The organism is Pseudomonas sp. PvP025 (assembly GCF_017832155.1).
Taxonomy (GTDB): Bacteria; Pseudomonadota; Gammaproteobacteria; order Pseudomonadales; family Pseudomonadaceae; genus Aquipseudomonas.
The window spans coordinates 707123-727181 of the sequence record NZ_JAFIBJ010000001.1 but is presented as its reverse complement, the minus strand read 5'-3'; the positions used below and the strand labels follow the sequence as shown (position 1 = coordinate 727181).

21 protein-coding genes and 1 pseudogene are annotated in these 20059 nt (G+C 61.6%); 10 read left to right on the top strand and 12 right to left on the bottom strand.

What is annotated here, in order from left to right; genetic code table 11:
- Window positions 1-54 precede the first annotated feature (54 nt).
- On the bottom strand, window positions 55-828 hold the full coding sequence (locus JOE32_RS02995) for an L-iditol 2-dehydrogenase (protein WP_209981285.1): 774 nt from the start codon (window positions 826-828) through the stop codon (window positions 55-57).
- A gap of 245 nt (window positions 829-1073) precedes the next feature.
- Here JOE32_RS02995 and JOE32_RS02990 point away from each other — a divergent pair, with 245 nt between their 5' ends.
- From JOE32_RS02990 to JOE32_RS02975, 4 genes are all read left to right on the top strand, one after another.
- Window positions 1074-1994: an AraC family transcriptional regulator gene (locus JOE32_RS02990; RefSeq protein WP_209981282.1), complete on the top strand. Its 921-nt coding sequence runs from the start codon at window positions 1074-1076 to the stop codon at window positions 1992-1994.
- 214 nt (window positions 1995-2208) lie between these two features.
- On the top strand, window positions 2209-3117 hold the full coding sequence (locus JOE32_RS02985; protein WP_245228942.1) for a nucleoside-specific channel-forming protein Tsx: 909 nt from the start codon (window positions 2209-2211) through the stop codon (window positions 3115-3117).
- 14 nt (window positions 3118-3131) lie between these two features.
- Complete coding sequence (locus tag JOE32_RS02980) at window positions 3132-4160, top strand: purine nucleoside permease (protein WP_209981278.1); 1029 nt, start codon at window positions 3132-3134, stop codon at window positions 4158-4160.
- Between the two features lie 288 nt (window positions 4161-4448).
- The gene (locus JOE32_RS02975) at window positions 4449-4721 is read left to right on the top strand and encodes a hypothetical protein (RefSeq protein WP_209981276.1); all 273 of its coding nucleotides are present in this window, start codon (window positions 4449-4451) and stop codon (window positions 4719-4721) included.
- Between the two features lie 184 nt (window positions 4722-4905).
- On the opposite strand, the gene JOE32_RS02970 is transcribed toward JOE32_RS02975, so the two are convergent.
- The 3 genes from JOE32_RS02970 to JOE32_RS02960 all read right to left on the bottom strand — a co-directional run bounded on the left by JOE32_RS02970 (window position 4906) and on the right by JOE32_RS02960 (window position 6111).
- Window positions 4906-5076 (bottom strand): metallothionein, encoded by a 171-nt coding sequence (locus tag JOE32_RS02970; protein WP_209981273.1) that lies wholly within the window; start codon window positions 5074-5076, stop codon window positions 4906-4908.
- 89 nt (window positions 5077-5165) lie between these two features.
- On the bottom strand, window positions 5166-5618 hold the full coding sequence (locus JOE32_RS02965; RefSeq protein WP_057009398.1) for a DMT family transporter: 453 nt from the start codon (window positions 5616-5618) through the stop codon (window positions 5166-5168).
- Window positions 5619-5622: 4 nt separating this feature from the next.
- The gene (locus tag JOE32_RS02960; protein ID WP_057009399.1) at window positions 5623-6111 is read right to left on the bottom strand and encodes a DMT family transporter; all 489 of its coding nucleotides are present in this window, start codon (window positions 6109-6111) and stop codon (window positions 5623-5625) included.
- Window positions 6112-6229: 118 nt separating this feature from the next.
- On the opposite strand from JOE32_RS02960, the gene JOE32_RS02955 reads away from it, so the two are divergent.
- The 3 genes and pseudogenes from JOE32_RS02955 to JOE32_RS02945 all read left to right on the top strand — a co-directional run bounded on the left by JOE32_RS02955 (window position 6230) and on the right by JOE32_RS02945 (window position 8031).
- Window positions 6230-7162 carry a LysR family transcriptional regulator gene (locus JOE32_RS02955; protein WP_209981271.1) on the top strand — a complete coding sequence of 311 codons (933 nt, stop codon included), beginning with the start codon at window positions 6230-6232 and terminating at the stop codon, window positions 7160-7162.
- Between the two features lie 140 nt (window positions 7163-7302).
- Window positions 7303-7656 carry a type II toxin-antitoxin system Phd/YefM family antitoxin gene (locus JOE32_RS02950; RefSeq protein WP_245228939.1) on the top strand — a complete coding sequence of 118 codons (354 nt, stop codon included), beginning with the start codon at window positions 7303-7305 and terminating at the stop codon, window positions 7654-7656.
- A pseudogene (locus tag JOE32_RS02945) lies at window positions 7653-8031 on the top strand (type II toxin-antitoxin system VapC family toxin). The gene JOE32_RS02950 and the pseudogene JOE32_RS02945 overlap by 4 nt, the downstream one beginning before the upstream one ends.
- Before the next feature lie 27 nt (window positions 8032-8058).
- Here JOE32_RS02945 and JOE32_RS02940 read toward each other — a convergent pair.
- The 4 genes from JOE32_RS02940 to JOE32_RS02925 form a co-directional block, all read right to left on the bottom strand.
- Window positions 8059-9378 (bottom strand): Nramp family divalent metal transporter, encoded by a 1320-nt coding sequence (locus JOE32_RS02940; RefSeq protein ID WP_209981269.1) that lies wholly within the window; start codon window positions 9376-9378, stop codon window positions 8059-8061.
- A 38-nt stretch (window positions 9379-9416) separates the two neighbouring features.
- Window positions 9417-10973 carry a DUF726 domain-containing protein gene (locus JOE32_RS02935; RefSeq protein WP_209981265.1) on the bottom strand — a complete coding sequence of 519 codons (1557 nt, stop codon included), beginning with the start codon at window positions 10971-10973 and terminating at the stop codon, window positions 9417-9419.
- Between the two features lie 87 nt (window positions 10974-11060).
- A complete protein-coding gene (locus JOE32_RS02930; RefSeq protein ID WP_209981264.1) occupies window positions 11061-11366 on the bottom strand; it encodes an XRE family transcriptional regulator in 306 nt (101 codons plus the stop codon).
- The gene (locus tag JOE32_RS02925; RefSeq protein WP_209981262.1) at window positions 11359-11724 is read right to left on the bottom strand and encodes a type II toxin-antitoxin system RelE/ParE family toxin; all 366 of its coding nucleotides are present in this window, start codon (window positions 11722-11724) and stop codon (window positions 11359-11361) included. The genes JOE32_RS02930 and JOE32_RS02925 overlap by 8 nt, the downstream gene beginning before the upstream one ends.
- A 196-nt stretch (window positions 11725-11920) precedes the next feature.
- On the opposite strand from JOE32_RS02925, the gene JOE32_RS02920 reads away from it, so the two are divergent.
- Together JOE32_RS02920 and JOE32_RS02915 are read left to right on the top strand one after the other, a co-directional pair.
- A complete protein-coding gene (locus JOE32_RS02920; RefSeq protein ID WP_209981260.1) occupies window positions 11921-13729 on the top strand; it encodes a monovalent cation:proton antiporter-2 (CPA2) family protein in 1809 nt (602 codons plus the stop codon).
- Window positions 13730-13803: 74 nt separating this feature from the next.
- Complete coding sequence (locus tag JOE32_RS02915) at window positions 13804-14355, top strand: hypothetical protein (protein WP_209981258.1); 552 nt, start codon at window positions 13804-13806, stop codon at window positions 14353-14355.
- Window positions 14356-14954: 599 nt separating this feature from the next.
- Here the strand turns inward: JOE32_RS02915 and JOE32_RS02910 are convergent.
- The 3 genes from JOE32_RS02910 to JOE32_RS02900 are packed head-to-tail and all read right to left on the bottom strand — an operon-like array spanning window position 14955 to window position 17041.
- On the bottom strand, window positions 14955-15674 hold the full coding sequence (locus JOE32_RS02910) for an alpha/beta fold hydrolase (protein ID WP_209981256.1): 720 nt from the start codon (window positions 15672-15674) through the stop codon (window positions 14955-14957).
- Window positions 15675-15685: 11 nt separating this feature from the next.
- On the bottom strand, window positions 15686-16441 hold the full coding sequence (gene cobF / locus JOE32_RS02905) for a precorrin-6A synthase (deacetylating) (protein ID WP_209981255.1): 756 nt from the start codon (window positions 16439-16441) through the stop codon (window positions 15686-15688).
- 9 nt (window positions 16442-16450) lie between these two features.
- On the bottom strand, window positions 16451-17041 hold the full coding sequence (locus JOE32_RS02900; protein ID WP_209990288.1) for a histidine phosphatase family protein: 591 nt from the start codon (window positions 17039-17041) through the stop codon (window positions 16451-16453).
- A 278-nt stretch (window positions 17042-17319) separates the two neighbouring features.
- Here JOE32_RS02900 and JOE32_RS02895 point away from each other — a divergent pair, with 278 nt between their 5' ends.
- Complete coding sequence (locus JOE32_RS02895) at window positions 17320-17988, top strand: helix-turn-helix transcriptional regulator (protein WP_209990286.1); 669 nt, start codon at window positions 17320-17322, stop codon at window positions 17986-17988.
- Window positions 17989-18098: 110 nt separating this feature from the next.
- On the opposite strand, the gene JOE32_RS02890 is transcribed toward JOE32_RS02895, so the two are convergent.
- The gene (locus JOE32_RS02890; RefSeq protein WP_209981253.1) at window positions 18099-20057 is read right to left on the bottom strand and encodes a MacB family efflux pump subunit; all 1959 of its coding nucleotides are present in this window, start codon (window positions 20055-20057) and stop codon (window positions 18099-18101) included.
- Between the last annotated feature and the right edge of the window lie 2 nt (window positions 20058-20059).

Below are 20059 nucleotides of genomic sequence, written 5' to 3'. Positions count from 1 at the left end.
AATTCTGCCGGTATTGGCGGCGCGGGAATTGGATGTATGTGCTGTAAAAAGCGCTCAATTCATCCAGTTGCCACCGTCGACATTATAGGTCTGGGCCACCACGTAATCGGCGTCCGTGGACGCCAGGAACACCGCCATGCCGGTCAGGTCATCCGCCGTGCCCATCCGGCCGTACGGCACCTCGGCAGCGACCCGGCGTTTTTTCTCGCCCGGTGCCAGGCCTTCATGCCTGGCGAACAGGGCGTCGACGCCGTCCCAGTGCTCGCCGTCGACCACCCCCGGCGCGATGGCGTTGACGTTGATGCCCTGCCTGATCAGGTTGAGCCCGGCCGATTGAGTGAGGCTGATCACCGCGGCCTTGGTGGCGCAGTACACCGCCACCAACGGCTCGCCGCGCCGCCCGGCCTGGCTGGCCATATTGATGATCTTGCCGCCATGGCCCTGGCGGATCATCTGCCGGGCCGCGGCCTGCAAGGTGAACAGCGTGCCGGCGACGTTGATCGAAAACAACCGGTCGAAGCTGGCGCGGGTGATATCGACGATGGGCGCCAGGTCAAACAGCGCGGCGTTGTTGATCAGAATGTCGAGCTTGCCGGCGTGGGCCACTACCGCGTCGATGGCCGCATCGATGGAAGCCTGCTCGGTCACGTCCATCGCCACAGCGTAGGCGTGCGGGCCCAGTTCGGCGGCCGTGGCGCGGGCCTGCTGCAGGTTGATATCGGCGATGGCAACCGTTGCGCCTTCGGCAATATAGGCCTGGGCAAAGGCCCGGCCGATGCCCCGCGCCGATCCGGTGATCAGCGCGCTCTTGCCTTGGAGTCGTTTCATGGGGTCAGTGTCCGTCAACAGTCGTTGCGAGAGCCATGGCGGTGTGCGCCTGCTGTTTTTGTTGTGGAGCAACGATTACAGCAGCTTGGCCTGACCCTCACAAACGCCTGGCGCATGCGCGACCGGTACTTTTTTAACCGGCGCGCCAGGCGCAAAAAAGTACCGGTTGCACGCGATAACAGAGGTAGCGCAGGCAGGCTCCGGGCGAGTATTTTGGCGTGACCCAACGCACAAGAGGCAGCCACATGCCCGTTGACCGCGCCACCCTGTTTGAACATCGCCCCGCCGAGCTGGAAGTGATCCTGCCCGAGCCGGAGCATTGTTTCCGCTGGTTCGAACACGACTATCCCTTCGAGCTGGCACGCTGGAACCACCATCCCGAGTTCGAGATCCACCTGATCCGTCAAGGCAGCGGCAAGCTGGTGGCGGGCGACTACATCGGCGCCTTCAGTGCCGGGCACGTGGCCCTGATCGGCCCCGACCTGCCCCACGACTGGATTGGCGAGCTGGCGCCCGGCGACTGCCTGCGCGGCCGCGACGTGGTGCTGCAATTCGACGGCGCCGCCCTGCTGGCCCTGCGCAACACGCTGCCGGAACTGGGCGACTTGCAGCCCCTGTTCGATAGGGCCCGGCGCGGCCTGCAATTCAGCGGCGCCACCGCCGTGCAGGCGGCGGCCTTGATGGAAGACATCGGCCATGCCCACGGCCTGCAACGCCTGATCCTGTTCCTGCAGTTGCTCGACACCCTGAAAAGCGCCCCGGCACCGCAGGTGAAAGCGCTGGCGAGCGCCTGCTACGCGCCAACCCTGGACGCCCGTAGCGCCGAACGCATCAACACGGCGTTCGATTACCTGATGCGTGAGTTGACCGGCGACCTGCGCGTGTCGGTCATTGCCCAACAGCTGCAGATGAGTGAGCCGGGATTTTCGCGCTTCTTCAAGCGCAACACCGGCCACGGTTTTATCGACCTGATGCGCAAGTTCCGCGTGCAGCGTGCCTGCCGCCTGCTGCTGCAAAGCGATCGGTCGGTGGCCGATATCTGTTTTGAAGTGGGCTACGCCAACCTGTCCAACTTCAATCGGCACTTCCGTATCGAGATGCAGCAGACACCGAGCGAATACCGGCGTGGCAGTGCGGTTCATCTGTTTGATCCCGGCGAAAAATGACACCCAGTCATTTCTGATCAACAGGTCGACTAATTTCGCTTTTTTCCATGCCATTCAGTCCATTGGGCAAAGTTGGTACGGCCCGTGCAAACGTTTGCGCTACGAACCTGCCAGGCGGGTTCATGTCGGCCTGAATAATCGGGTCCCCACCGCGTACGAATAGGGATTTTCAATGCACCTGAACTCAAGGCCCCGGGCCTGCTTTGGTGTTTCCATGGTCCTGGCCGCCGTTACGGGAGTACTCAGTGCACCCATTTTGGCGCAGGAAAAGCCCACCGATGACTCGGCACAGGGCGAAACCCTGAGCCCTGAAGCCAGCCCTGCGACGAAAAAGGGCGTTTATCTTTCTGAATGGTTCAACCAGGACCTGACCTTGATCGGCAGCAAGGACATCAGCTTCGGCCCCCGGCCGCAGGATGATGTGTATCTGGAATACGAGTACTTCGGCCGCAAGGGCCCGTTCGAGCTGTACGGCTATGTCGATGTGCCGAAGATCCTCACCATCGGCAACAGCAACGACAAAGGCGTGTGGGACCACGGTTCGCCGGTGTTCATGGAGCACGAACCGCGTATCTCCATCGACTACCTGGCCGGCCGCAGCCTGGCCATCGGCCCGTTCAAGGAATGGTACGTGGCGTTCGACTGGATCTACGACCACGGCAGCCACAAGGAAAACCGCGCCAACACCCTTTACAGCGGCCTGGGCACCGATATCGACACGCACTCGCGGGTCAACCTCTCGGCCAACTTCTACGGCCGGTACCAGTGGGAAAACTACGGCGCCAGCAATGAATACTCGTGGGACGGCTACCGTGCACAGATGAAGTACATCGTGCCCATCGGCAAGTTCGACAACGGCGCCTCGCTGACCTACATCGGCTTTACCAATTACGACTTCGGCTCGGACCTGCACAAGGACAACCCGGCGCGCACCGCCAACTCACTGGTGGCGACTAACGTGTTGCTGTACTCGTTCACGCACCTGCGCTTCACCCTGGTCGGCCGTTACTTTCACAACGGCGGCAACTGGGAAGATGGCAGCGAGTTGAATTTCGGCGAAGGCAACTTTCGCGCACGCTCGGACGGCTGGGGTTACTACGCCGGCGTGGGCTATCAATTCTGATCAAGGAGTTTTGGATGAAAGCGTTTACCCGTCTGTCGATTGCCATGAGCCTCGCGCTGCTGCCCTCTGTGGTGCTGGCGCAGACCGCACCGATCAAACCCAAGGTGATGCTGATCACCATGTTCGCCCCCGAGGCGCAAACCTGGATAGACCGCCTGGCGCTCAAGCAGGAAGTCCGTGTGCCCGGCCTGTCCGCCGAATACCCGGTGATTCGCTGCAACACCCAGGACGTGTGCCTGTTGGTGACCGGCATGGGCCAGACCAACGCCGCAGCGTCGACGCTGGCACTGGCGCTGTCGCCCAAGTTCGACCTGCGCCAGAGTTACTTCCTGATCGCCGGGATCGCCGGCATCAGCCCCAAACACGGCACCCTCGGCACGGCGGCCTGGGCCCATTATCTGGTGGAGTTCGGCACCCAGTGGGAGCTGGACTCGCGGGATGCGCACAAGGACTGGCCAACGGGTTATATCGGCATCAACACAAAAGGCCCCAACGAAAAACCGCCGCTGGACTACAAGACCGAAGTGTTCGAGCTGAACCCCAAGTTGCAGGCCAAGGCCTTTGCGCTGTCGCACAAGGTCACGCTTTCCGAAAGCAAGGAATCGGCGGCCTGGCGCCAGCACTACCCCGCCGCTCCCGCCAACCAGCCGCCGCAGGTGACCCGTTGCGACACCCTGGCGGGCAATACCTGGTTTTCCGGCACGCGCCTGAGTGAGCGCGCCGAGGTGTGGACCAAACTGCTCACCGACAACAAAGGCGAGTACTGCACCACCCAGCAGGAGGACAACTCCACCTACGAAGCCTTGCTGCGCGCCAGCCGTGAAGGCCTGGTGGACATCCAGCGCCTGGCCGTGGTGCGCGCGGGGTCCGACTTCGACCGCCCTTATCCGGGCTACAGCGAGGTGGACAACCTGCTCAAATACGCCGACCAGGGCGGCTTCGTGCCGGCGCTGGAGAACCTCTATCGCACCGGTAACTCGCTGGTGCAGGCGATCCTCAGCAACTGGTCGGCCTGGGAAAAAGGCGTGCCCGAGGTCGAGTAACCTACACACCTTTCCAGACCCGCCGAATGCTTCTGTGGCGAGCGGGCTTGCCCCGCGTTGGGGTGCGAAGCGCCCCCAATTAAGGCGCATACGGTGTGCCTGACACTGCTCAGAGCCTGGTTTTGGGGCTGCTGCGCCCCCCAACGCGGGGCAAGCCCGCTCGCCACAAAGCGCTATCTATTAGGATTAGTGAATTTTTAACCTCCATGGCGATCACTTGTTTACATCACAGGCCTGGCAATAGCGCCACTCGGGACGTGCGCCCAGGCTTGATCAAGGAGAAAAATCATGGACTCAACAGCACAGGTCAACGGCAAAGCGCAGATCGACTACACCCAGGACACCTTGTTCGGGCCACTGGCCAAACACGCGGAATGCCAGGTGAGCGTGCGGCACGAACCCGACGGCCTGGTGCTCAAGGTGCTTCAACCCCTGCCCGACGACCTGCACCATGCGCAGACGGTGGTGTTCGCACTGGAAGGCAAGCGCACCAGCGCCGTGGTCAAGGACCGCAAGCGCCTGTCCGACCACAGCCTGCGTCTGGAGCTGGAGACCCAATAGCCAAGCCGGATGCAATCACACAGATGGGCGGGGGGGCTTGCTCCCGATGGCGGTGGGTCAGCTACACATAAGCTGACTGACCCACCGCTATCGGGAGCAAGCCCCCTCGCACATTTTTTAATATCGCCAGCCAGGAAAACGTCGGTCAACTCTAAGACCGTCGCCTCCCAAAGCCCGTAAGCGTTCAGCTATGGGCCGACTTGGCACACTCACAATTGGCCTGCGCAGCACACGGCTCACCATGCGCATGATGCTGAGCACAGCCCTCACAGCAATAGCCCTTACCGTCTTTCATTACCGCATCAACACCCAACACGCACTTGCAGTGTGGGCAGGCACAGGTTTGATCTGGCATGGTCAGACTCCTTCTTCATGGTCGTCATGGCGCGGCGAACACCGCCACCTTAAGCAGTGACTGTGGCCCGCCGCGGATGGTTCAAACCATCACTCGCTGCGCGTATTACTGCGGTACATGAACACCAGCGCCAGCGCCAGGCAGACCATCGCCACGATGCGGCTGCCCGACAATTCAATGGCCGGATTCCCCAGCCAGCCGAAATTGTCGATCAGCATGCCCATCGCCAATTGCCCGGTGATCACCGCCACCGTGGCGACGGCCGTGCCGACCACCGGCACCGCGCCGACCATCACGATCATGTACACCACGCCGAACAGCGCGCCGGTGAGTTGCCATTTCGGCACGTCCAACAGGCTCACGGCGTGCGCCGGTTCGAAGAAGAAAATCAGCAGCGCCGTCACCAGTGCGCCGATGCCGAAGGTCACCAGGCTGCTGCGCAGCACGCCGACCGTCTGCCCCAGGCGCCCGTTGATCGCCGCCTGCACGCTCAATACCGCACCTGCGGCAACCACGACCACCAGTAATAAAATCAGATTCATCGCCTCAACCCCGCGCAATCAAAACAAGTGCCACCACAATCAACGCCAGGGCAATCCAGCGCTCACTATTGACCCGCTTGCGGGCCGTGCCGAACCAGCCGAAATGGTCGATCAACACGCTCTTGCCCACCTGACCCGAGAGGATCGCGATCATGGTCATGGCAATCCCGATGTGGGGCGTGGCCAGGGTCAGCACCACCACATAGATCGGCCCCAGGAAACCGCCGATCAACTGCCAGCGCGGCAGCTCGCTCAGCGCCGGGCCCTTTCGCGCACCGCTGAAGAACAGCAGCAGAAACAGCAGCGCCGAACCCACTCCGAAAATACTCAAGGTCGCCCACAGATGCCCGACCTGCTCACCCAGCGGGCCGAGCAAACCGGCTTCCATCGACAGCCCCATGCCCGCCAGAATCACCAGCGGCAACAGCAGCAACTTCAAAATGTTTCGTTTTGGCCTGGCCTGCGCCACGCCCTCGACAGAACTTGCCTGCATACATCACCTGCGCTTCAACAAAAAAATGGATGGCGCGCATTATCCAGTGGCTGCCCTGTGCGATAAATGGGAGCATGCGGACAACACCTTTGCGCAATACGCACAACAAGGAGACCTGATGCAGGGTTTGAATGAACTGAGTTTCAAGGCGCTGCGCCTGTTCGTCGCCGTGCTGGACCATGGCAGTTTTTCCGAAGTGGCCCGCCGCGAAGGCCTTGCGCCCTCCTCCATTTCCCGGCAGGTCCAGTTGATGGAGCAGGCCCTCGGCCAGCAACTGCTCTATCGGCACACCCGCGCGGTGAGCCCGACCGAAGCCGGACGCCTGCTCGGGCGGCATGCGCGGGTGATGCTGGAGCAACTGGAAGCCGCTGGCCAGGCCCTGCAGGAACAGGAAAGCGAGCCCAGCGGCCTGGTGCGCATCAATGCCCCGATGGTGTTCGGCCAGCGTCACCTGTCGCCGTGGCTCGGCGAGCTGTGCCGGCGTTACCCCAAGCTGCAACTGGACATCCAGCAAACCGACACCTTCGTCGATCCATTGCAGGATGGCACCGACCTGCTGTTTCGCATCGGCGTACTCAACGACTCCGGCATGCAGGCACGCATCTTCGCGCCCCAGCGCTTCCGTCTCGCTGCCAGCCCCGCTTATCTGGCGCAGCACGGCACGCCCAGCCACCCCGATGAACTGCTCAACCACCACTGCCTGGCCTACAAGGGCGTCACCGGCCAGCAACGCTGGTTCTTCCGCCGCGCCCAGGGCGAATGGACGCCCTACAGCGTCAAAGGCCCGATCACCGGCAACCACGCCGACACCCTCACCCACGCCGCAGAACAGGGCCTGGGATTCGTGGTATTTCCATCATGGCTGATCGGCGAAAGCCTGCGCGCCGGCACCTTGCAGGCGGTGCTGAGCGACTACGAAGTGGCCACCACCCTCGAACCGCAACAGATCGCCGCGCTATGGCCGGGCAGCCGACGGTTGTCGCTGAAGGTGCGTACGGTGATCGATTACTTTGCGGCGTGTTTTGGGACAGTGCCGTATTGGGATCGGTGAGCGTTCAGGCGACGCGGGCGTTATGCGTGAGGAAATTTCCTAGTAGGAAAAGTAGTCCGGGTCCGATTTTACGGGCCACTATTTATGACACCCGTCTTCAAGAGGCAGACTCCAGCAACGTCCTTCTTCGGAGAATTGCCATGAATGTCCTGTACTACAAAAAAATACGATCTGGCCGGTCTGACAGCTGTCTACCCGTCTTTGATAGCTCAGCTGGTTTTGACTATATTTGGCCAAAACATGGAGAGAACTCTATGGTTACCGTACCGCTGGGCGAAGCAAAGAATAATCTGTCAAAACTGGTTGATGAGGCCGCCGCTGGCAACATCATCACCATCGCCAAGCATGGCCGCGCAATGGCCCAACTCGTCCCGATGACCAAGCCCAACGGCAAGAGGGTTGGTGCAATGAAGGGGAAACTCGTCATCCCGGACGACTTTGACGCTCCCCTACCGGACGATCTGCTGGATTCGTTTCAGGGCAAGGCGTTATGAGGGTACTGTTGGACACTCACATCCTCCTTTGGGCACTCAGTGTGCGATCCCAAACTGTCCAGCAAAGCACGAAAGCTCATCGAAAATGCAGCCGACGTTTACATCAGCGCGGCGACATTCTGGGAGATGGCAATCAAGGTAAGCCTGGGAAAGCTCCATGTCGATCTGGACGAAATTCGTGGGTACTGTCTGGAGAGCGGTGTCGTCGAATTAGCCATCACCTCCGAGCATGCCATCGCGGTAAAGGATCTGGAGCATCATCACAAAGACCCTTTTGATCGACTTATCGTTGCAACCGCCATCAGCGAACCGATGAGACTATTGACCACCGATCCGCAGGTTGCTCAGTACACATCGCTGGCGATCCTCGTCTAGATCACCTCCGACACTCGGATACTCAGATCAAAACAACCATTGCCCAATCAACCACGCATTCGCCCCGCTGATCACTGCAAACAGGAACCACGCCAGCAAGCGCGTGGGCAGGCGATTGACGAACGGGCCCATCAGTTGCTTGTCACCCGTCATGCGAATCAACGGGTACAGCGCAAACGGCAACTGCAGGCTAAGCACCACCTGGCTGAGAATCAGCAGCTTGCCGATGGCATCGTCCCCCATCAGCCACACCCCGAGGAATGCAGGGATCAGCGCCAGGCCGCGGGTGATCAGGCGTCGTTGCCAGCACGGAATACGCAGGTTGAGGTAACCCTCCATGATCACTTGCCCGGCGATGGTGCCGGTGAAGGTGGAGCTTTGCCCGGAGGCCAGCAATGCGATGCCAAACAGGATGCTGGCAAACGCGCCACCCACCAACGGGTCAAGCAGATGGTAAGCGTCCTGGATTTCCACGACGTCGGTGTGGCCGGTCTTGTGGAAGGCGGCCGCGGCGAGTACTAGGATCGCGGCATTGACCAGCAGCGCCAGCGCCAGGGAGCCAATGGTGTCGATGCGTGCCAGCTTGACCGCGTCCTGCTTGCTGGCCAGGTCCTTGCCGATCATCCGGGTCTGCACGATCGAGCTGTGCAGGTAGAGGTTATGCGGCATGACCGTGGCGCCAAGGATACCGATGGCCAGGTACAACGGCGCCGCATCGCTGATGGCCGAGAGCGACGGGGTGAATCCGCTCAACACATCCGGCCAGTAGGGTTTGATCAGCACCAGCTCAATAAAGAAACACACGCCGATGGTGGCAACCAGCGCCAGCATGATCGCTTCCAGGCGACGAAAGCCACGGTTCTGCAGGGCCAGGATCAGCAAGGTATCGAAGGCGGTGATGACGATACCGGTGGTCAGCGACACCCCCAGCAGCAGGTGAAATGCCAACGCGCAGCCGAGCACTTCGGCGAGGTCGGTGGCAATGATGGAGATTTCGGCCAAGGCCCATTGGGTGCGGGCCGAACGCTTGCTGTAGCGTTCACGGCACAGCTGCGCCAGGTCCTTGCCGGTGGCGATGCCGAGCCGCGAGCACAGGCACTGCACCGCCATCCCGGCGAGGCTGGCCAGCAACACCACAAACAGCAGGCTGTAGCCATAACGCGAACCGGCTTCGATGGCCGTGGCCCAGTTGCCCGGGTCCATATAGCCGATGGAGATGAGCAGGCCGGGGCCTGCAAACATCAGCGCGCGCTTGAAAAACGACGCCTTGGGGTCAACGGCAACGGAGCCGGCCACTTCCGGCGGGCAAAAGGGGGCGGTAGCGATTTTTGGCAGGCTGAATTTCACGCGCGATTCCAGGTAAACACACAAGACAGGCACGCAGCTTAGCAGTCAGACACAACCGTGCGCATCACCGTGTCCCGAGGCAGATCGAACGCTTCGACCACCTGCACCACCAGGTCCAGCTCCTGGTTCAAGGCTTCGCGCTCCATGCGCTGGCGAATCACCCCGACCACCAACACCGCGAGGGTGGTGATGGAATACGCAGGGCCTGAGAACGCCCGTACGCCACTCACCAGCAACATCGCCGCCGCAAGCGCCTGGCCGACCACCGGAATCGCCGAGGCAGCGCCGCGTCTCAGCATGAATCCGGTCAGCCCCGCCAGCGCAGTGCCGCTCAAGGCAGTGGTGGCCGAGCGGCCGACAGCGAAGCGATTGAACAGGCCCTGCTCCTTTTGCGCCGCGGCCCGCAGTTCGGCGTCGAACCGTTGACGGTCGGCCTGGCTGAGTTTGTCCTTATACTGCTCGATCAGTTTCTCGGCGACCTGCGCTTCAAGGTCGGCAAGCGCCACACTGGCGATCGGCTCGGCGAATTTGATCCCCAGCCGCCCCGCCACGTCCTGGGCGATCTGGCGATAACTCACGCCATGCCCGCGGGCAATGTTCATGAGGCTGTCGCCGCCCATGCGCTGCAGTTCGATGGCCAGCTTGCGGGGTTCGCGCACCGAGGCGTCAATCGAGGCGCTGCGCTTTTGCGCCATCAGCTCGGCCAAAAACTTCAACTCGTCCGGCCGTGCCTGCACCAGCACAGGGAACAGGTCGACATCCTCCTCGGCAAACCGCACCTCGCTGCTGCGCGGGTCAAAGCGGATCATGCCGCGCCGCTCCTGCAACAGGTCGGTGTACTGCACCACCGTCTTCAGCTGGGGCCAATACGCCGCATGGTCGAAGCTGGCCAGATGCACATTGGTCACCTTGGCCTTGAGCGCAGGCGTGACGGGGATGGCATAACGGCCGATACAGCGCTCGGTGTCGGGCTTTATCGCCAATGCCCAGTCCTTGCTGGAGTGGCAATTGATGACACGCCCCGTCAACGGCGCCGCCACCTGCTCCCAGGGGCTCGATGTACAGATGGCGCCGCCCATCAGCAGCACATTGTTCAGCGGCAGCTCGCGCGCGGTTTCAGGGCTGGCGAGCAGGCTTTTGACGAGAATGCGCGCGCCCAGGGAATGGCCGATCAGGTTGATGCGGCGCACCGTCAGTGACTCGCCATGCAGGTAATTGGCCAGCTCCGGCAGCAAGCTTTTGGCCACCTCATCCACCCGCGTCTCGACGCTTTTGTAGTGGTCGAGAAAATACGCAATCGCCTTGCCCAGCCCCACGGTTGCCGCGCCCAGGCCGCCACCGCCGAGCATCGAGGCGATCACGTCCTTGAACGGTGCAAACAGGTTTTCCAGAAAATGCCCGGCCGGCCAGAACAGCATCAGGTTGGTCGAGCCTTCGATACCTGCCAGCTGTTGCTTGAAGTTACCCAGCTGTTGCTGGTTGAAGAATGCCGAGTAACCGTGGACATAGAGATTGAGCACATCGCCCTGAGGCTCGCCACACAATACGAACGTGGGCTTGCGGGTGCGGTGCATTTCATCCCACTGGTGCTGCATGGGGCGGTGACTCCTGGCGACGATGGAAGGCGATGGTAACAAAGGGCAGCCAGGGGCAATGTGAAAAAAGCATGGCGCTCGCGGCCTTCAGCAAGCGAAGTTGTCGATCTTCACCTGCCCGTCGGGAAACGTCGCGATGATTTCCAGCTCCCCCCCCATGGCGCGTATGTAGTCACGCAAGGTACTGATATACATGTCAGTGCGGCGTTCCATTTTAGAGACCGCAGCCTGGTTGATCTTCAACGCCTTGGCCAGGCTCTCCTGGCTCAACTGCTGGGCTTTACGCAGCTCATGCAGCGGCATTTCTCTCACATGCTGCGCGAATATCTGCTCGGCCTCAGCCCGCGATTCGGGTGACATGCGAGCTTGAAGTTCAGCGAATTTTCTAGCCATGGTTACGGCCCTCTCTACGCAATGTTTCCAAATGAACGTCATACAACTTATCTGCCACGGGGACGTGCTCTTCGTACCATCGATGTCGCGATGTTTTATCGCCACCTATCAGCAGCAATGCGCAACGGCGGGGATCGAATGCATACAGCACCCGATAAGGGCGACCGGCGTGCTGCACCCTTAGCTCTCGCAGGTTACCGTGTCGAGATCCCTTGACATCGCTGCTGTGGGGAAAGCGCAGACCTGGTCCAAACAGCCCCAGCAGATCAACGCTGGCAGATACCGAGGATTGCTCTCCTGCATCCAGATCAGCCCACCAGTCTCCGAATTCGTCCGTGTATTCTATGTCCCAACTCATGCAAATATGCCACCCATGGAATATAAACTCAATGGCATAACCCTAGACCGTAAGACTTTCCTCGCCAGTGGCAAATTATTTGTACGTACTACAAGTCTTGGCCGATGCGCACGCGCGGCAAAAATACAATTCTCAGTCGGCAAAAAGCGCTCTAATAGCGCCCTGTTGACTGGCTTTGAAGATTCTGGAGTTCGCAATGCCCCATGAAGGCAACCTGTTACAAGCAGCCGTGGTGTTTCTGCTCGCCGCCGTGCTCACCGTGCCGTTGGCCAAGCGCCTGCAACTGGGCGCGGTGCTCGGCTATCTGTTCGCCGGGGTGATCATTGGGCCGTCGGTACTGGGCCTGGTGCGTAACCCGCAGAGCGTGGCGCAGTTCTCCGAGCTGGGCGTGGTGCTGCTGCTGTTCATCATCGGCCTGGAGCTGTCGCCCAAGCGTTTATGGGTGATGCGCAAGGCGGTGTTCGGCGTCGGCCTGGCGCAGGTGCTGCTTACCGGCCTGGTGATGGGCGCGGTGGCGCTGTGGCTGTTCGGTCAGGCGTGGAACAGCGCGATTGTGCTGGGCCTGGGCCTGGCGCTGTCGTCCACGGCGTTCGGCCTGCAAAGCCTGGCCGAGCGCAAGGAACTCAACCAGCCCCACGGGCGCATGGCCTTTGCGATCCTGCTGTTTCAGGACATCGCCGCCATCCCGCTGATCGCCATGGTGCCGTTGCTGGCCGGCGGCAGCCACCCCACCACCGAGTCCGAAGGCCTGCAGCACGGCTTGCAGGTGCTGGGCAGTATCGCCGTGGTGATCATCGGCGGGCGTTACCTGTTGCGCCCGGTGTTTCGCATCGTGGCCAAAACCGGCCTGCGCGAAGTGTCCACCGCCACCGCGTTGCTGGTGGTGATCGGCACGGCCTGGTTGATGGAACTGGTCGGCGTGTCCATGGCTCTGGGCGCCTTCCTCGCCGGCCTGCTGCTGGCAGACTCCGAGTACCGTCACGAACTGGAGTCGCAGATCGAACCGTTCAAGGGCCTGCTGCTCGGGCTGTTCTTTATCAGTGTGGGCATGGGCGCCAACCTCAGCCTGCTGCTCAGTTCGCCGCTGGTGGTCATCGGCCTGACCCTGCTGTTGATCGGCCTCAAGCTGCCGATCCTGTATGCCGTGGGCCGCATGGCCGGTGACCTCAATCGCGAAAGCGCCCTGCGCCTGGGCGTGGTGCTGGCGGCCGGCGGTGAGTTTGCCTTCGTGGTGTTCAAGATCGGCCGTGACCAGGGCCTGTTCGAACCGCAGTTGTACGACATTCTGGTGCTGACCATCACCCTGTCCATGGCCATCACGCCGCTGTTGCTGCTGATCTGCCCGAAGCTGTTCAAGCGCAAGACCAGGCCGGTGGAAGTGCCCGAGGAATACCGCGCCATCGAAGGCGATGCGCCACGCGTGGTGATCGCCGGCATGGGCCGCATGGGGCAGATCGTCGCGCGAATCCTGCGCGCGCAGAACATTTCGTTCATCGCCCTCGACACCTCGGTGGAAACCATCGAGTTGACCCGCAGCTTCGGCGGGATGCCGGTGTTCTACGGCGATCCGCAGCGTCCGGAAATCCTGCACGCGGCCAAGGTCGACCAGGCGGAATTTTTTGTGATCGCCATGGACGACCCCGAAATCAACATCAAAACCGCCGAACTGGTGCGCAACCTCTACCCGCACATGAAGATCATCGCCCGCGCACGTAACCGCCAGCACGTGCACCGCCTGGTGGACCTCGACGCCTCGCCGATTCGCGAGACCTTCTACTCCAGCCTCGAAATGAGCCGCCGTACCCTGGTTGGCCTGGGGTTGAGCCAGGCACAGGCCGATGCGCGCATCAGCCGCTTCAGGAACCACGACCTGCAAGTGCTCGCCGCCCAGCATGCGGTATACGACGACGCGGCCAAGGTCATGCAGACCGCCCAGGAAGCCCGCACCGAACTGGCGCGGCTGTTTGAGATGGATCGGCTTGAGGAAGAGTCCGACAAGGTGTGAGGCCGGGGGAGGAACGATCTTGCAAATTTTCTGACAGAATAAGGCGCAATTTCGTTTTATCACCGGAGTGCTTCATGGCCACTTTCACCAAGACCGCCGTCCTGCTTGCCCTCGCACTGACCGCCGGCAGCGTGTTCGCTGCCGCCAAGCCAAGCACACAGACCATCTCCACCCTGGGCGGCAAGTTCACCTTCAGCCTGCCCAAGGCCTACGTCGCCGATACCCTGCCGGCCGGCAAGGCCGAGGATGGCACCGGCGACACCCAGGGCACCCTGTACGCCAATCAGAGCACGAAAAGTGTGGTGATCGTCGCCGAAACCGTGCGCAAGGACGGGGTAAAGATCGAGGACAACGACCCCAAGTTCCTTGACGGCGCCGTCGCCGGTTTCATCAAGGACCAGAGCGCCGCCCTGCCCGACTTCAAGAAACAGAGCGAGAAAAAGCTCAACTTCAAGGGCCTGGGCATGCGTCAGGTCGACAGCACCGCCACCCAGGGCGGCGGCAAGACCTTGAACTCCACGTTCCTCGGCGGCTCGGGCAACCAGTTGCTGGTGATCCAGGCCATTTCGCGGGCCGATGATGTGAAGGGGCACGCCGAACTGGTGAAACAGATCACCGGCAAATAACCCACTTCCCACAACCAACACAAAACCCCTTGTGGGAGGGGGCTTGCCCCAATGCCGTTCAGTTAAGTGCAGCTCCCCTGTGGGAGCGGCGGTGCGACGATTCGGCTTGCCCGCGAAAGCGGTGGGTCTTCAACATCAATGTTTGCTGGGCCGACGCCATCGGGAGCAAGCCCCCTCCCACATTTTGTACAGCGTTCGCAAACCATTCCGGTCGGCTCTCAGGCCGCCGCGCTTTTGATCTTGATCTTAGGCGCCCCGTCAAACACGCTGGCCGAACGCAGGCTTTGGAGCGTGGGTAACCCGGCAGGACGCCGGGTTAGCCGCGCTGGGCCAAGGATGGCCCATCGCGGCGGCCCACGCTCCAAAGCCTGCGTTCGGGCACACCGAGCCTGGGCGAGGTGCCGAGTGTTGGGGCAAGAGCGTTTTGCTTACTTTTGCGCTTTTCAAAAGTGAGCCGCCGTAAGGGCGGAACCCTAAGTCGCCGTTACCGCAGAAACGGATATGTACACCGAAAAGTCGCACCGCTCGTTGCTTCGAGCATCACGCTGGCTTAACTGAGCGGCATTAGGGCTTGCCCCCCTCACACATTGCAACCGTGCTCACTTCAGATTCGATTCAAGCCAGGCCTTCAGGTCCTGCACCTCCGCTTCGCTGATCGTGTGGTTCATGCCTTCATAGGTATGAAATTGCGGCTTCAACCCCAACCTCACCAGCACCTCGTTCGCCCGCGTCGCCGACGCATACGGCAGCGCCTGATCCAATGTGCCATGGCCAATAAAGATCGCCAGCCTGCCCAGCGCGTCATCGGGCTTGAGCTCAGCCTTGAGTACCGGCAGCACGCTGCCGCTCAGCGCCGCGATGCCCCGCAGCAGCTCAGGCTTACGCAAGCCCACCTCGTAGGACATGATCGCGCCCTGGCTGAACCCCACCAGGAACACGCGATCACTCTGGGTGTGGTACTTGACCGTGGCCTTGCGCACAAAGTCTTCAATCAGCGCGGCGCTGCGCTGCAGGTCGGCGGTCTCGCCGTTGTAGTCACGCTCGCCGGTGGTCTTGGTGAACCAGCGATAGCCATGGGGGTCGACCGGCGTTGGCGCGCGGGCCGACAGGTAGGTCCAGGTCGAGGGCAACGCGTCCTTGATCCCGAACAGATCCTCCTCGTCGCTGCCGAACCCGTGCAGGAAGATCACCAACGGCTGGTTGCGCGCATCGCCCTGGGTCTGTTCCAGGTAGGACAACGGCAAATCGGTGTGCAGGTTCGAGTCGGCGTGGGCGGCAGCGGCCACCAGGGTCAGTGCCAGGGCAAACAGTTTGAGCATGGGAGGTCACCTCAGGGTTTGCGCAATAGATAAGTGTCCATGATCCAGCCATTTTCCAGGCGCGCGGCCTTGCGCACCCGTTCGATTTCTTCAGCCACTTCACTGACCTTGCCGCTGATCAGGATTTCATCCGGCGTGCCCAGGTAGGCCCCCCAATAAATATCAAAGCCCTGCTCAGCCACGCTGCGGTAGGAGTCTTCGGCATCGAGCATCACCACCAGCGTATCCGCATCACTGGCCTGCCCTGCCGCCAAACGCCGGCCGGTGGTAATTTCGACGGACTTGCCGATGCGGTTCAACGCTACTTTATGTTGCGCGGCCAGGGCCTGCACGCTGGTGATGCCGGGGATCACTTCGAACTCGAATTCGCACTGCCCTGCGGCCAGAATCGCCTGCAGGATACGAAGGGTGCTGTCGTACAGCGCCGGGTCGCCCCAGGCCAGGAACGCACCGACCTCGCCGTCGGCCATGTGCTCATTGATCAGGCGTTCAAAAGTGGCTTGCTTGTCGCGGTTAAGCACCTGCACCGCCGTGGTGTAGTCGATCTCACCGCGCACGCGCTCGGGGCAATCGGCCTCGACGAAGCGGTAGCCGGGTTCGGTGATGTAGGTTTCGCAGATCTCGCGGCGCAGGTCGATCAGCTTGTCCTTGCTCTGGCCCTTGTCCATCAGGAAGAACACGTCGGTGCGGTTCAGCGCCTTCACCGCCTGCATCGTGATGTAGTCAGGGTTGCCGGCGCCAATGCCGATGATCAGGATGCGTTTCATGGGGTGCTCTCAGTGCGGGGCGTGGATGTTGCCATGTTCGGACGGCCAGGGGTGAGTGTCCAGGCGCAGACGCCACACGCCGGTAAAGCGCAGCTCGATGCAGGACAGTGGCGCGACGTCGATCCGGTAGACCATCTCGACCGGCATCTGCAGCACCTGCAGCATCGCCGCGCGGATCACGAACGGATGGGTCACGGCCAGCACATGGCCGGGTTGGGTTTGCAGCTGCTTGAGCCACTGCGCGATCCGCTCGCACAACGCATCCACCGATTCGCCACCATGGGGCGCACCGGCGCTGTCGGCGAGCCAGGCCCTCACCGCGTGAGTGTCGAGCTGGTCAATCGCCTGGCCTTTCCAGCGGCCCATGTCGAGGTCACGCAGAGCGGTTTCCAGCGTGGCCTCGTTACCGAACAGGCTCGCGGTCTGACGGGTTCGCAGCTCGGGGCCGCACACCAGTTGCGGGGGTTTGCTGAAGCGACCGGCCAGGGATAACGCGTCACTCTGCCAATCCATTACCACCGAGTCGTCATCGGCAAATCGCGCGTATTTCTGCGCGGGAGTGGCGGCGTGGCAGACAAGGGTCAACCGGGTGGGTTGCATCGCGGGTTCACTCTGGGTTGGCATGCAGTCCGCCCTGAAACGGCGAAGTTGTATTCATATGTTACAACAAACCTGGAAAAGGCCGCTGGACGCTGGGCCAACAGCCCGCAGCGTGCGGCCTTGAGCCGTTTTTTTCAAATTGGATCCCCTTCCTGTGGCGAGGCTGTACTAGCATAGGTGCTGGCGGGATGGACTATCACTGTGGGTTATTCGTATTGGCACCTGAACCCCGTCGCTGCAAGGCCGAATACCCGCACCTGACACTCATGGACGATTGGATGAACGCTCAGCTGTTTCCTCATATAGGCAAAGTCATTGCCAGCACCGGGAGCCGACATTTCCCGCGCATGCTGCACGACCTGATCCTCACCCAACTGGCGGTGGACGCTACCCATATCACCCAATTGCGAGTGAGCCCCGAGGGGCATACGCGGCGCAAAATCAGCCCGGTCTACACCGATTCGATGGCAACGCTGGGCGAGGAACAGCCCGCAGCGCAACTGCACCTGACTCGGCGCAAGGATGACGTGCGCTACATCCTCTCGGTCTACCGTTCGCACCAGTCCGAAAGCTTTTCGCCGCAGGAACGCAACATGCTGCAGGAGTTTTCCACGCTGTTGCTGCCCATGGTGGAAAAACACATCACGGCGATCCAGCCTGGCAACGACAGCGAGCCGGTGGCGGCAAAACATCAGGGCATCGAAACCCTGCGCAAGCGCATCGAGGAGCGCCTGGTGCAATCGCGGCTGACCCTGTCCACCCGCGAGCTGGAAGTGTGCGTCGGCCTGCTGGCCGGGAAAACCGCGCCAGAGCTGGCCGAACAACTGGCGTTGAAGGTCAACACCATCGAAAGCTACCTCAAGCGCGCGTCGATCAAACTGGGTATCAGCGGGCGGCATTCGCTGTTGCGGTGGATGTATGCCACCGAGAACAACAGCGGTCTTTAAGCCAGCATCCAGCAAATTGTGGGAGGGGGCTCGCTCCCGATTGCAGCGTGTCAGCCACTGCATGTGCGACTGAAACACCGCGATCGGGAGCAAGCCCCCTTCCACCTTTGTCAATCTCTGGCCAACGCCTCAATCGGATCCAGCCGCGCCGCATTCCTTGCCGGCACAAACCCGAACACAATGCCGATCAGCGTGGAACAGGCAAACGCGGTGACCACCGAGCCCACCGAAAACACCATCTCCCACTCTTTCACAAACAGCGAAAACAGGTAGCCGATGGCGTAGGACAGCGAGATCCCGATGATCCCGCCGATCAGACACACCATCACCGCCTCCACCAGAAACTGCTGGCGAATATCCGACTGCCGCGCGCCCACCGCCATACGAATGCCGATCTCGCGGGTCCGCTCGGTGACCGACACCAGCATGATATTCATCACACCGATACCACCCACCAGCAACGAAATCACCGCGATCAGCGACAGCAGCAAGGCCAGGGAGCGGCTGGTGTTCTGCACGGTCTGCATGATGCTGTCGAGGTTATTGGTGAAGAAATCCTTGGTGCCGTGGCGTTGCAGCATCAGCTTATTGACGTTGTCCTCCACCACCTTGCTCGGCTGGCCGTCCTTGATGCGCACGGTGATGCTGTCCAGATGACGCTGACCCAGCACGCGCCCCGCCGCCGTCTCGTAAGGCACCCACACGTTCAGCGACTTGCTGGCGGCGAACATGTTTTTATTCTCGGCCGTCACCCCGATCACCGTGCACGGCAGGTTGCCCACCAGAATCACCTGGCCGAGCGGGTCGACATGCGCGCCAAACAGGCGCTGGCGGGTGTTGTGGTCGATCACTACCACCTGGGCCTGGCGCCGCGCATCGTTTTCGCTGAAGGCAATACCGGCTTCGAGCTTCAGGCCCTTGACCTTGAAGTAGCGCTCGCTCACCCCGTTGACCTGCGCATCCAGGTCGATATTGCCAAAGCGCAGCAGCAGGTTGCGGCCCACCACCGGCGTGGCGCTGTCGACGTAATACAGCTGGTTCAACGCGTCCACATCCGAGGGCATCAGCGTCTCGATGGCCGAAGCGCGGCTGTCGCCGAAACTGGTGCCGGAAAAGATATCGATGGTATTGCTGCCGATGGCCTGAATGTCCTTGAGCACGTAGCGCTTGGCCCCTTCGCCGATGGCCGAGATCGACACCACCGAGGTGATGCCGATGACGATGCCGAGCATGGTCAGCAGGGTGCGCATGCGGTGCGACACCAGCGCGACCCAGGCCATGTTGAACGCCTCCTTGAACAACCCCAGGCTCGCCACCAGCCGCCGCGCACCACTGCGTCGTGACTCGATGGTCGTTTCGCCGGGCAGCTCGAGGCCGACACTGGCATTGGCCTTGTCGCTGACGATCTCGCCATCGCACACCTCGACGATGCGCTGGGCATTGGCCGCCACCTTGGGGTCGTGGGTGACAATGATCACCGTATGCCCAGCCGCGTGCAGCTCGGCGAGGATGCGCATCACCTCCTTGCCGCTGTGGGTGTCCAGCGCCCCGGTGGGCTCGTCGGCAAGGATCACTTCGCCGCCGTTCATCAAGGCCCGGGCGATACTCACCCGTTGCTGCTGACCGCCGGACAACTGACTGGGCCGGTGGCGGGTGTGCCCGGCCAGGCCCAGCCGCGTCAGCAGTTCGCGGGCGCGGCTGTGGCGCTGAGTCTCGGGGGTGCCGGCGTAGATCGCCGGCATTTCCACGTTGTGCAACGCGCTCAGGTGCGCCAGCAAATGGTAGCGCTGGAAGATAAACCCGAAGTAATCGCGGCGCAGCTCCGCCAGTTGCTCATCGCCCAGGGAGCGGGTCTCGATGCCGTTGATTTTGTAGCTGCCAGCGGTGGCGTAATCCAGGCCGCCGAGGATGTTCATCAAGGTGGACTTGCCCGAGCCGGACGCGCCGATGATCGCGACCATCTCCCCCGCCTGGATGGTCAGGTCGATGCCCTTGAGCGCAATGAATTCACGCTCGCCGGCCATGAAACTGCGGGTGATGCCCTTGAGCTCCAACAGTGGCTGGGTCATGG